The organism is Streptomyces sp. NPDC085931, from assembly GCF_044540565.1.
Taxonomy (GTDB): Bacteria; Actinomycetota; Actinomycetes; order Streptomycetales; family Streptomycetaceae; genus Streptomyces.
This window is the reverse complement of sequence record NZ_JBITSK010000003.1, coordinates 438,381-449,265: the sequence shown is the minus strand read 5'-3', so window position 1 is coordinate 449,265 and position 10,885 is coordinate 438,381. Positions and strand designations below refer to the sequence as shown.

General features: G+C 75.4%; 10 protein-coding genes. 2 read left to right on the top strand and 8 right to left on the bottom strand.

Translation table 11 applies throughout. The features are described 5' to 3' along the window. Positions 1-89 precede the first annotated feature (89 nt). Complete coding sequence (locus ACIGAN_RS07975; RefSeq protein WP_399855959.1) at positions 90-2,669, bottom strand: SpoIIE family protein phosphatase; 2,580 nt, start codon at positions 2,667-2,669, stop codon at positions 90-92. A gap of 148 nt (positions 2,670-2,817) precedes the next feature. Between ACIGAN_RS07975 and ACIGAN_RS07970 the strand changes: the two genes are divergently transcribed. Further along, positions 2,818-3,414 carry an AMIN-like domain-containing (lipo)protein gene (locus ACIGAN_RS07970; protein WP_365743988.1) on the top strand — a complete coding sequence of 199 codons (597 nt, stop codon included), beginning with the start codon at positions 2,818-2,820 and terminating at the stop codon, positions 3,412-3,414. A 94-nt stretch (positions 3,415-3,508) separates the two neighbouring features. Here ACIGAN_RS07970 and ACIGAN_RS07965 read toward each other — a convergent pair whose 3' ends face one another. The 4 genes from ACIGAN_RS07965 to ACIGAN_RS07950 form a co-directional block, all read right to left on the bottom strand. Then, positions 3,509-4,612, bottom strand: coding sequence for a GNAT family N-acetyltransferase (locus ACIGAN_RS07965; protein ID WP_399856249.1), 1,104 nt, complete (start codon positions 4,610-4,612; stop codon positions 3,509-3,511). A 96-nt stretch (positions 4,613-4,708) separates the two neighbouring features. Continuing rightward, on the bottom strand, positions 4,709-5,062 hold the full coding sequence (locus ACIGAN_RS07960; RefSeq protein ID WP_399855957.1) for a hypothetical protein: 354 nt from the start codon (positions 5,060-5,062) through the stop codon (positions 4,709-4,711). 226 nt (positions 5,063-5,288) lie between these two features. Next, on the bottom strand, positions 5,289-6,347 hold the full coding sequence (locus tag ACIGAN_RS07955; RefSeq protein ID WP_365743992.1) for an LLM class flavin-dependent oxidoreductase: 1,059 nt from the start codon (positions 6,345-6,347) through the stop codon (positions 5,289-5,291). After that, positions 6,347-6,853 carry an SRPBCC family protein gene (locus ACIGAN_RS07950; RefSeq protein ID WP_365099853.1) on the bottom strand — a complete coding sequence of 169 codons (507 nt, stop codon included), beginning with the start codon at positions 6,851-6,853 and terminating at the stop codon, positions 6,347-6,349. Before ACIGAN_RS07950 ends, ACIGAN_RS07955 begins: the two co-directional genes overlap by 1 nt. 309 nt (positions 6,854-7,162) lie before the next feature. On the opposite strand from ACIGAN_RS07950, the gene ACIGAN_RS07945 reads away from it, so the two are divergent. Continuing rightward, positions 7,163-8,515, top strand: a complete 1,353-nt coding sequence (locus ACIGAN_RS07945) for a diacylglycerol/lipid kinase family protein (protein WP_399855953.1) — start codon at positions 7,163-7,165, stop codon at positions 8,513-8,515. Positions 8,516-8,592: 77 nt separating this feature from the next. Here ACIGAN_RS07945 and ACIGAN_RS07940 read toward each other — a convergent pair whose 3' ends face one another. The 3 genes from ACIGAN_RS07940 to ACIGAN_RS07930 all read right to left on the bottom strand — a co-directional run bounded on the left by ACIGAN_RS07940 (position 8,593) and on the right by ACIGAN_RS07930 (position 10,849). After that, on the bottom strand, positions 8,593-8,919 hold the full coding sequence (locus ACIGAN_RS07940) for an antibiotic biosynthesis monooxygenase family protein (RefSeq protein ID WP_365743996.1): 327 nt from the start codon (positions 8,917-8,919) through the stop codon (positions 8,593-8,595). A gap of 791 nt (positions 8,920-9,710) precedes the next feature. Beyond that, positions 9,711-10,589 (bottom strand): hypothetical protein, encoded by an 879-nt coding sequence (locus ACIGAN_RS07935; RefSeq protein ID WP_365743998.1) that lies wholly within the window; start codon positions 10,587-10,589, stop codon positions 9,711-9,713. A gap of 110 nt (positions 10,590-10,699) precedes the next feature. Continuing rightward, a complete protein-coding gene (locus tag ACIGAN_RS07930) occupies positions 10,700-10,849 on the bottom strand; it encodes a hypothetical protein (RefSeq protein ID WP_365090371.1) in 150 nt (49 codons plus the stop codon). Between the last annotated feature and the right edge of the window lie 36 nt (positions 10,850-10,885).

The following is a 10,885-nucleotide window of genomic DNA, read 5'->3' as shown; positions in this document are numbered from 1 at the left end:
ACCACCGCCTCGCTCGCCGTTGCGCCCACCGTACTCCCAGCCGCCCGCCCCGTCCGTCCCCCGACCGGGCCCGTGACGTGGCCGGCCGGTCAGCGGTACGCCGTCAGCAGCAGCGCCACGTCGTCCGGCCGCTCCCGGGCCCGCCGGGCCGTGCCCACCAGCCGGTCGGCGAGGTGCTCCACCGAGTCCGCCGGTGTGTCGGACAGGCAGCCGCGGACCCGGTCGATCCCCGCCTCGATGTCGCTCCCGGGCCGCTCCACGAGCCCGTCGGTGTACAGCACCAGGACGCTGCCCGGCTCCAGCGTGAGCGCGGTGACGGGGTAGACCGCGTCGGGCTGTACGCCCAGCATCACCCCGCCCGCGAGATCCAGCGTCTCGGCACGTCCGTCGGGACGGCGCAGCAACGGCGGCGGATGGCCCGCCCGTACGGCCAGGGCCCGTCCGGTGCGCGGGTCCAGCTCGATGTAGCAGCAGGTGGCGAAGGCGTCCGCCTCCAGCTCGGCCAGCAGCCGGTTGGTGTGCGTGATCACCTCCTGCGGCGGACGCCCGCTCGCCGCGAAGGCGTGCACGGCACTGCGCAACTGGCCCATCACCGCCGCGGCCCCGACACTGTGGCCCTCGACGTCCCCGATGACCAGGGCCACCCCGCGCCCGGTCGTGATCACGTCGTACCAGTCGCCGCCGATGGCCATGCCCTGGGTGCCGGGCAGGTACCGGCCGGTGGTGCGCAGCCCCTCCACCGCCGGCAGCCGGTGCGGCAGCAGACCCTCCTGGAGGCCGCGGGCGACGGCGGACTCCGCGTCGTACAGCCGCGCCCGCTCCAGCGCCTGCGCGACCAGCCCGCTGAGCGCGGTGAGGGCCGAGCGCTCGTCGGAGGTGAAGCGGTGCGGGGCGTCCCAGCCGAGGATGCAGGAGCCGACGGGATGGCCGGAGGCGATCAGCGGCAGGAACGACCAGGCGCTCATCCGGTCCAGGGCGATGCCCGGGTAGGCCCCGGAGAGGTCCTCGGGCGACTCGAAGAACAGCGGCAGCCGCGTGGTCAGCGCGTGCACGCCGGGCAGGTGCGTGTCGAGGGTGATGCCCTCGAACGGGGCGAGGAAGCCCTCGGGGTAACCCGACTCCCACAGCAGGTACATCCGGCCCTCGCGGACGGTGTACAGGGCCAGTTCCCGCACCCCGAACGCGGGCAGCAGCTGTTCCGACACGGCCCGGCACACGTCGCGCACGGTGACCGCCTCCGTGAGCACGCTCGCCATCTGCACCACGTGGTACAGCGCCCCGGCCCGCGCCTCGGCCACCGGCCCGGGCGGCGGCGCCATCGCGGCGCCGCCCCGGGCGGCACCGTCGCCGTCGGCCGGCTCGTGCCCGGGCGGCGGCCCGGCCGGGTACACCCGGCCGGTCAGCCCGTGCACGTCCGGGTACAGCACGAAGCTCAGCCGGGCCCCGCCCGGGTGGCGCACGAGGAAGGACACCTGCTCCTGCGACAGCATCGCCGCCCGGTAGCGGTCCTCGTACGCGGGGTCCCGCAGCCAGGTGATCACCTCCCACGGGTAGCGGCCCAGCAGCTCCTCCCGGCCGCAGCCGAGCAGTTCCTCGCTGCGCCGGTTGAGGTAGGTCAGCCGGCCGTCCTGGTCCAGGGAGAAGAGCGCGTCGGGCAGCCGCTCGGCGGCCTCGGCCGCGGTGAGCCCGACGGCCGCGTCGACGAGCGCGCACACCAGGATGCGGCCGGAGCCGTCGGCACCCCGCACGAGATGCCCCCACAGCTCGACGGGCCGGTAGCCGAGCTCCTCGCCGTCCCGGGACTCGTCCAGCACCCGGAAGTGCCGGGACCTGACCCGGCCGTGGGCGAGCGCGTCGCTCCGGCTCGCCCGCAGTTCGTGCAGGTCGTCGGGGTTGACCCGGGCCGCGATGTCCGCGAGGGCGCCGCCGAAGCCGGTCCGGTCGATGCCGAGCAGGGCGAGGGCCTCGTCGTCCGCCGTGCACCGGTCGGTGTCCAGGTCCCAGTCGAGCAGGCCCACCCGGACGGGGTGCACGGCGGGCGTGGGCAGCCGCACGCTGACGGGCTCGGCGTCGTACTCGACGACGCCCGTGGCGGGGCCCGGGCCGGATCCGCCGGCCACGGGGCGCCCGGCGGCGAGGCGGCCGAGGCGCTCGGCCAGCTGACGCTGCGCCGGCCGCAGGGCGCGGCGCACCGCCTCCGCCTCCATCGGGGCCCGGGCGGCCGAGCGCAGCACGACCAGGACGCCCACGGCCTCGCCACCGGCCCGGACCGGCTGGTAGGCGGAGCCGAAGGGGTAGGGCAGTCCGGCGGTGAAGTGCGGGAAGCGGACCATGCCGGCGCGCTCGTCGGGCAGCCACAGCGTCTCGTCGCGCCGGTAGGCCTCCGCCATGGGCAGCACGCCCCCCACCGGCACCCGCCACCAGCTCTTCAGCAGGGACCGGGGCACGCCGGTGACCATGGCGAGCACGAGGGAGCGCCGGTCGGGGGAGCGCAGGTAGACCAGCCCGCCGTAGCCGTCGAGATCCCGCACGGCCTCGACCAGCGGGGTCGTCAGGACGTCCTCGATCCACCCCGTGTCCCCGGTCCGGCCCCGGCCGGCAGCCCCGCCGTCCCGGCCTCGGCCGCCGGGTGACCCGGGGCCGTCCGGTACGGCGGTCGCCTCATCCATGTCGCGTCCTCCCGGTACGGACGCACCGGACATCCATCGCTCCCCACCAGGATGTGCCATGGTCGGCGCTCCGGCGCGGCAAGTGCAACCTTTCGGCCGGGCCGGCCGTCTCACCCGGTATCACTCGCACGCGGCCTCGGGGGCGGCAATGGCAGGAACACACATCAGAAGAGCATGCGCGGCACTCGCGATCGCGGGCGCCATGGCGGGCGCGGCGGCGGTCCCGGCCGGTGCCGCACCGGCCACAGGGCAGCGGGCCGCGACCCAGGTCACGGCGTGTCCGACCGGCTGGGGGAGCCTCGCCAAGACCGACAGCGGCGCCGCGCAGGCCTCGCTGACGAACGTCCGGACGGGCCGGCACGCCTGCTTCGACCGGATGGTCGTCGACGTGCCCGGCGCGGGCAGCGGCGTCGGATACACCGTCCAGTACGTCGACGGTCTGTACCAGGACGGCTCCGGCCGGCACATCCCGGTGGCCGGCGGCGCGGTCCTGGAGGTGCGCGTGGCCGCTCCGGCCTACGACCCGGACACGGGCGCTGCCACCTATCCCGGCCGGGTGGCCGGCCCGCTGCCGGGCGTCGACCTCACCGGCTACCGCACGTTCCGCGACACCCGGTTCGCCGGCAGCTTCGAGGGCGACACCCAGATCGGCCTCGGCGTCCGTGCCCGGCTGCCCTTCCGCGTCCTGCAACTGGAGGACCGCGTCATCGTCGACGTCGCCCACAGCTGGACCGCGACCGGCTGACACCACTACGCGCCCGGCTCCCGGCAGCCGGGCGCGCCCACGCCCGGCTCCGGCGGCACGGTGCGGGCCCCGCACCAGCGGACGGCCCCGGGGCTCAGCGGTCGCGCAAGCGGCCCATCTCCTCCAGGGCGCGGGCCGCCGCGCCCGCCAGGCGGGGGCGGTTGCGGACGAAGCGGCGGGCGGCACGGGCGGGCTCGCGGCCCAGCCAGTGGGCGGCTCCGCCCGGCACCGGCCGGACCACCGCCCCCTCGTACACCCGCAGGTCGCGGGTCTTCAGCGACTCCTTGTAGCGCGCCGGGCCACTGCCCAGGTCGACCGCCTCGATCCCGTCGGCCGCCGCCGCCCGCAGCAGGCGCACCTGCAGCACCAGCCCGGGGGAGTACTTGGCGTAGGCGCGGTCGTAGGCGGGGAACCACCAGGACAGCACCGTGCGCGAGCGCAGACAGAAGTGCGCGGCGACCGGCCGGCCCGCGGCGTACAGCACGGACAGCACGCCGCGGCACTCCGGCTCCTCGCTCTCGCCGAGCAGCCCCACCAGCCGGGTGATCCACTCCTGCGCGAACCGGTCCCGCCGGCCGGTGCGCCGGTACTGCGCCGACTTCCACTCCATCAGCGCCCGCAGGGCCCCCGGATCCCGGACGTCGTACCCGAACCGCACCTCGCCGACCTGCCGGGCCAGCCTGCGCTCCTTGGCCAGGGCCTGTCTGAGGAAACCCGCCGACCTCGCCCGCAGCCGCTCGGCGTACCGCTCGAAGCCCTCGCCGAGGTCGACGACGGGCGAGGCGAGTTCCTCGGCGGCGTACGGTGCGAACGCCGCCTGGTCGGCTTCGAGATTGTCGAACTCCCAGGACGACAGCCCGCAGACCCGTAACAGGCGGGGTGCCTCCAGGCGGATCCCGGGCCGCAGCACGGCCCCCTGACTGTCCGACACCCCGAGCCCGACGGCCCGGCCCCGGCCCAGGCGCCCCCGCTCGTACGGGAAGAACCCCACCGGTGAGCCGTCGTCCCGCAGCACCGCCACTCTCGCCCCGGGCCTCACCCGGCCGACGGCCATCGTGAACGCCGGGTCGAGAAAAGGATTCGCCGGGGCGCCGGACTCCGTCCGGATCTCCCGCCACATCTTCCGGTCGTTCGGGCTCAGTTCGTCCGGCCGCAGAACGAGAACGCGCTTTCCGGGCAATTCCGCCTCCTGTGTCATCGGCATGGGGACACACGAAGGCCTGCACATCACCGCGTCAGGGCACCAGGCAGTACGCAGGCCGCACGGCGCAGGCCTTGCTCGGTACTGCCGCCGTCAGCAGCGGAACGCCCGCAGCTCCACGGCGTTGGGGACCGCACCACCCGGCGCCGGACACCCCCCGGCAGTCGCCGCCGACGCGCCCGCGGCCCGGTCCGTCCGGGGCGCCGCGGCCACCACGGCACTCACTCCGGCCGCCCCCGCGGCCCGTGGCGTGCGCGCCGCGAGCCGCCGCACCGACGGCTCCTCCTCGCACGGGCACGGCTCCCCGGCCTCTTCGGCCGCGCCGCTCGACGGCGCCGTGGGCTCCACGACGGCCGCCGCCGTGACGGCGACGGACGCGCGCCCGTCGGCCACCAGCCCCGGCACGAGCAGGTGCAGCATCAGCAGGCAGGCCACGAGCCCCACCACCGCTGCCCCTCGTCGCCGCACCGTCCAACCCCTGACCTGCGTAGAGCGGGGGGAGCACCGAGTGACCTCGACCCCGGGGCCGGCACCGGACCAGACCCCCCGATCAGGGCCGGCTGCGCCTTCCAGTAGGCCGAGCGCATCCCGCCCAGTCAACCCCCGGTGAGCCGATTCGCCCCACTCGGCCGGTCGCGGTGGGAGCACGAGTATCTGCTCGCGCGCCCGTGCCCTACGTGCCGTCACCGACCTCCCGGACCAGTTCGATCGCCCTGCCCAGGGTCGCGAGCCGGTCGTCGAGGGTGTTCCCGGCCGGATAGAGGCGGACGGTGTCCACACCGGCGTCCTGCCAGACGCGCAGCCGCTCGCGCACCATCGCCTCCGTGCCGATGAGCGTGGTCGCCAGCACCATTTCGTCCGTCACCCGGGCGGCCGCGCCCTCCCGGTCGCCCGCCTGCCAGCGCTCCCGTACCTCCGCCGCGGCCTCGCCCCAGCCCTGGCGGCTGTAGGCGCGGTTGTAGAAGTTGGTCGACGCCGATCCCATCCCGCCCAGGCTGAAGGCGAGTTCCTTCTTGCGGTCGGCGACCATCGCGCCCAGCGCGTCCTCGTCCGGGGCGAACGCCACCTCCGCGCCCTGGCAGACGTCGAAGCCGGCGCGCGTGCGACCGGCGGCGGCCAGGCCCTCGTCCAGCGGTGCGAAGTAGGCCTCCGCCGCGCCCTCCGGCACGAAGCTGGTGCCGAGCCAGCCGTCGGCGACGCGGCCGGTCAGCCGCAGCATGGCGGGAGACAGCGCCGCCAGGTACACGGGCACGGGATGCTCGGCGCGCAGGGACAGCCGCATCGGCACGGCCTCCCCGCCCGGCAGCGGAATGGTGAACTCCGTCCCCGCGTGGGCCAGTTTCCCTCCCGCGACGGCCTGGCGCACGATCTCCACCGTCTCGCGCACCCGCGCCAGGGGACGGGCGAAGGGCACACCGTGCAGTCCCTCCATCACCTGCGGACCGGACGGGCCGAGCCCCAGCAGGAAGCGGCCGCCGGACAGGTTGGACAGCGTGATCGCCGTCTGGGCCAGCGCCACCGGCGTGCGCGTGCCGACCTGCATGACCGCCGAGCCGAGGAGCATCCGCTCGGTCCGGGCCGCGTAGAACCCCAGCGCGGACGGGGCGTCGGACCCCCAGGCCTCCGCCACCCAGCAGACGTCGAGCCCCAGTCTCTCGGCCTCGACGACGAAGTCGGCCTGCCGGGACCAGGAGCCGAGGGCCGACGCCTCCACGGTCGTCGCCGTGCGCATCACGCCTCCGCCCACTGCCTGATGCGCTCCAGCGTGGCGGTCATGCCGCGCTCGAACTCCCGCAGTCTCACGAACACGATCTTCTGCTCCTTGTCCGGCATGGCGTCGATCGCGGCGGAGAGACCGGAGCGCCCCGGCCCCATCCGCATCCACTGCGACAGCGCGGTCCCGCCGTCCCGGGGCTCCAATGCGAAACGCCAGACGGCACTGGGCTCGGCCGGGTCCCCGACGGCCCAGGAGAACCGCCGCGGGGGGTCGTACGCGACGACCGTGGAGGTCGTCTCCCACTCGCCGAACGCGTCGTGACGGCTGCGGCCGACGAACCGGGCACCGACGGCCGGCCCGCGGGCGCCGTCGGTCCAGCGCGCCGACTGCAACTCCTCGCTGCATTCCGGCATCCGCGTCACATCCGACACCAGCGGCCACACCCGCTCCGGCGGGGCGGCGACCCAGGTCGTCACCTCCACCGTCGGCCGGTCCGCGTATCGCGCGCCCGTCCACTCCATCGTGACTCGGCCTCCTCGTGCATAGGGACAGTGCCAGCAGAGTTGCGTCATAAGACTCACTCAGTCAAGGGGGCGGGACGTCCCGGGCGGCGAGGGCGGGCGTCCGCGCGCCCGGATGCGCGCGGACGCGCCGCGTAAGCCGCGTACGCTACCGATGGCTCCGCCCCGGAGGATCTTGGCGTCCGACGTGCCCGCCGGCGGGGGAGCCACAGGGACGGCGGTGGCCGGGCCGGGCCGTCGGCGGGCACGATGTTCACGGCCGGGCGCGGTCCAGGAGGCCGCGGGCGCCGGTTCGAGCGGAGGAGCGAGATGGGATCGGCGATGACCGAACGGCAGCACCGCCGCCAGCGATGGGCCGCCCGGGGGGCCCTGGCCGCGGCCGCGTCGGCGGTGCTGCTGCCCCTCGTCACCGGCGGCCTGCGGGGACTGCTGCTGCTCGCGGCCACGCTCGTGGGACTCGCGCTGACCGCGGCCGCCCTGTGGTGGGTGCTGTCCCGGCGCGGCGTGGTCCGCATGGCCGCCGCCACCCTGGCCCTGGTCGCACCCGTCAGCCTCATCACCCTCTTCGCCACCGCCAACCTGCTGTGGGTGGTCTTCCTGTCCGTGCTGCTGTGGTGCGCGGCCGTCTGGAGCGGCCGGCACGCGCTGCGCAGCACGGGCCTGCGGCCGGTCCGGGCCAAGGAGTACCGCACCCCGCCGCCGCGGCGCCCCTTCCTGCTGCTCAACCCGCGCTCCGGCGGCGGCAAGGTCGAGAAGTTCCGGCTGAGGGAGAAGGCCGAGGCGCTGGGGGCCCGGGTCGTCCTGCTCGACCCGGACCAGCACCAGGACGTCACGGCCCTGGCCAAGGCCGCCGTGGCCGACGGAGCCGACCTGCTCGGGGTGGCGGGCGGGGACGGCACCCAGGCCCTGGTCGCGGCCGTCGCGGCCGAGCACGGCCTGCCGTTCCTCGTCATCGCGGCCGGCACCCGCAACCACTTCGCCATGGACCTGGGCCTGGACCGGGACGACCCGGCCACCTGCCTGGACGCCCTCACGGACGGCGTCGAACTCCGCGTCGACCTCGGCTTCGCCGACGACCGGCCGTTCGTCAACAACGCCTCGTTCGGCGTGTACGGCGCCGTCGTCCAGAGCCCCGGCTACCGCGAGGACAAGGTCGGGGCGGCGCTGGAGCGGCTGCCCGAGCTGCTCACCCGGCAGAGCGGCCCACGTCTGACGGCCGTCGCCGACGGCACGACCATCGCCGATCCGCAGGCCGTCCTCGTCAGCAACAACGCCTACCGCATGGACGACCCGTTCGGCCTCGGCCGGCGCGAGCGGCTCAACTCCGGGCGGCTGGGCGTTCTCGCCGTCCGCGTCGACAGCGCCGTGGAAGCCGCCGAACTGCTGCTGTCGCCGCGACCCGAGGGACTCACGGTGCTCACCGCCCAGCACGTCGTGGTGCAGGCCGACCAACCGGAGCTGGAGGTCGGCCTCGACGGTGAGGCGCTCACCATGCCCGCTCCCGTCCACTGCCGCATCGCCCGCCGCGCCCTGCGGGTCCGGGTGCCCCGCGACCGGCCCGGGGTCCCCGAGGCGCCCCCGCGGCTGGACTGGCGCCGGCTGCGCAAGCTGGCGGCCGCGGTCGGCCGCACCGCCGCTCCCGGCCGCTCCCGGCAGGGCTGAACGCCGGTACGGCCCCGCACGCGAGGAGGTCCCCCGCACCGGCGGTGCGGGGGACCTCCTGCCGTACGCCGTCGAAACTAGGCGTGCTTCGGCCCGGCCTGCTGCACGACCTCGAAGGACCACAGGGTCGAGCCGCTCGCCGCGGGCCTGGGCCGCTCGCCGCCCTCACCGCCACCCTGGTGCGCGGACTTCATCGGCCCCTCCATCCAGGCCTGGAACGACTCCTCGTCACGCCAGCGCGTGTAGACGAGGTAGGTGTCGGTGCCCTCCACCGGGCGGAGCAGCTCGAACCACTCGAAGCCGTCGGAGTTCTCCACGGCGTGCGCGCGGGAGGCGAAGCGCTTCTCCAGCGTCTCCCGCTGCTCGGCGGGCACGGTCAGTACGTTGATCTTGACTACGCTCATGGCCCCATCTTGCCCGACGCCACGGCAGCCGAGGCCGGACTTCTGCCGCGGCGGGCCCTCCGGCGGAGACCTGAGCGCCGCGCGGGGCGCGGCGGCGGGCCCGCCGGCCCGCGCGGCGCTCAGGTCTCCGCCGGAGGCCGGGACGGCCGGGTCGCGTGCGGGTGCCGGTCTGCCGGTCGAGTGCCGCCGTGCCGCGTCCGGGTGCCGGGACCGGTCGAGAGCCGTCGTGTCGAGTCCGGGCGCCCGAGGCCGGAACCGCCGTGCCGCGCCCGGGCGCCGGTCTGCCGGTCGGGAGCCGTCGTGTCGTGCCGCGTCCGGGTGCCGGACTGCCGGTCTAGGGCTGCCGTGCGAGGCCGGGGCCGCCGTGGCGCGTCCGGGTGCCGGTCTGCCGGTCGGGAGCCGCCGTGCCGCGCCCGGACACCGGACTGCCGATCGCGAGCCGCCGTGCCGAGTCCGGTCGCCCGAGGCCGGGGCTGCCGTGGCGCGTCCGGGTGCCGGTCTGCCGGTCCAGGGCCGTCGTGTCGTGCCCGGACACCGGACTGCCGATCGCGAGCCGCCGTGCCGAGTCCGGGCGCCCGAGGCCGGGGCTGCCGTGCCGCGTCCGGGTGCCGGTCTGCCGGTTCAGGGCCGTCGTGTCGTACCGCGTCCGGACGCGTCTGCCGGTCGAGAGCCGTCGTGTCGTCCCCGGCCGTCTCCTCGGAGCGGGCTGCGCCCTCGGCCGCCCGGAACGGCCGGCGGCCGCGGACGACCGCCCACGGCGGCGCCGCGGCCATGACCGGTGGCGAACCCGGTCAGCTCTGCCGCTTGCCCTGCTCGAGGGCCTTGCCGGTCATGTCGGTGACCTGCCCGGCCGGCGGCTTCTCCGCCTCGACCTCGGTGCCGAAGCCGGTGAAGTCCATGACCGTGCGCACCGTGACCTTCTGCGGCGCGGACGAGGCGGTGCCGGAGGACCGTTCGGCCGACTGCGGCGCGGCCTTGACGGTCATGTCGAGCTGCTGCCTGCGCAGCCGGCCCTCGTCGTCGAGCCACACGTCCATCGGCAGGGTCGGGCCGACCTGCTGACGCAGCGTGTCGCCGTTCGGCAGCTCGGAGACGTCGACGGCGACACGGTAGTGCGTGGTCCGCACGCCGTTGATCGTGGCCGTGCCCTTCTCGGTCACGTCCCGGTCGGTGATGGCCTTGGCGTACGCGGCGGACCGCGCCGGGTCGCTCACGCCCTGGTCGCCGGCGCCCTGCCGGTCGGCGACCTTCCCCAGGTCGATCCTGATCCAGGGCTTGCCGCCCGGGGCCTTGCCCGCGGGCATCTTCTGGTACAGCACCTGGTCGATCACGCGCTGCTCGATCCGCTGCCCCTGCGCGGTCAGCGTCATGACGCTGTCGCCGTCCTCCAGGTCCACGACGCCCTGCCCGTTCGCCGTCTCCGAGCGGCCCTCGGCCGAGGTCCGCACGCGCAGCTCGACCTTCGCGGTGTCCTCCTCGGCGGTCCGGTCGTAGGCCGAGCGCACCGCTCGCGTGCCCTGTTCCTCGGCCCCGGCGCTGGTCTTCGCCGAGGAGGCGCCCGTCTCCTCTTTCGTGTCACCGCCGTCACCGCAGCCGACCAGCACGGTGCCGGCCAGGACCCCGGCGACCCCTAAGGCGCACAGCTTGCCGCCGTTGCCTGTGCTGCTCATCGAACCAGCTCCTCTCAGGTGGGTGTGGTGCGACCCAAGTGCCCGGAAGGGACACGAACACACCTATGGGAGCGAGGAGTTGGATACGGGGAGGAACCGTCCTCCTCGGTTCAGTGGCGGCGTCCGCGGAGCTTGCCGAGCAGCCGCTGGGCCTCGGCCCGCTTGCGGGGGTCGGCCGCCGCCCGCCTGGCCTGCTCCACGGCCCGCCGTCCCTGCGGGCTGCGGGCGAACTCCTTGAGGCGGTTGAGCATTCCGGCCATGACGCACCGTCCTTCGTGATCGGGATGAGGATGTCT

Bases quoted from the DNA above. Each gene is read 5' to 3' on its own strand.
- ACIGAN_RS07975 (WP_399855959.1), bottom strand. From the start codon at position 2,669: ATGGATGAGGCGACCGCCGTACCGGACGGCCCCGGGTCACCCGGCGGC.
- ACIGAN_RS07970 (WP_365743988.1), top strand. From the start codon at position 2,818: ATGGCAGGAACACACATCAGAAGAGCATGCGCGGCACTCGCGATCGCG.
- ACIGAN_RS07965 (WP_399856249.1), bottom strand. From the start codon at position 4,612: ATGACACAGGAGGCGGAATTGCCCGGAAAGCGCGTTCTCGTTCTGCGG.
- ACIGAN_RS07955 (WP_365743992.1), bottom strand. From the start codon at position 6,347: ATGCGCACGGCGACGACCGTGGAGGCGTCGGCCCTCGGCTCCTGGTCC.
- ACIGAN_RS07950 (WP_365099853.1), bottom strand. From the start codon at position 6,853: ATGGAGTGGACGGGCGCGCGATACGCGGACCGGCCGACGGTGGAGGTG.
- ACIGAN_RS07945 (WP_399855953.1), top strand. From the start codon at position 7,163: ATGGGATCGGCGATGACCGAACGGCAGCACCGCCGCCAGCGATGGGCC.
- ACIGAN_RS07940 (WP_365743996.1), bottom strand. From the start codon at position 8,919: ATGAGCGTAGTCAAGATCAACGTACTGACCGTGCCCGCCGAGCAGCGG.
- ACIGAN_RS07935 (WP_365743998.1), bottom strand. From the start codon at position 10,589: ATGAGCAGCACAGGCAACGGCGGCAAGCTGTGCGCCTTAGGGGTCGCC.
- ACIGAN_RS07930 (WP_365090371.1), bottom strand. From the start codon at position 10,849: ATGGCCGGAATGCTCAACCGCCTCAAGGAGTTCGCCCGCAGCCCGCAG.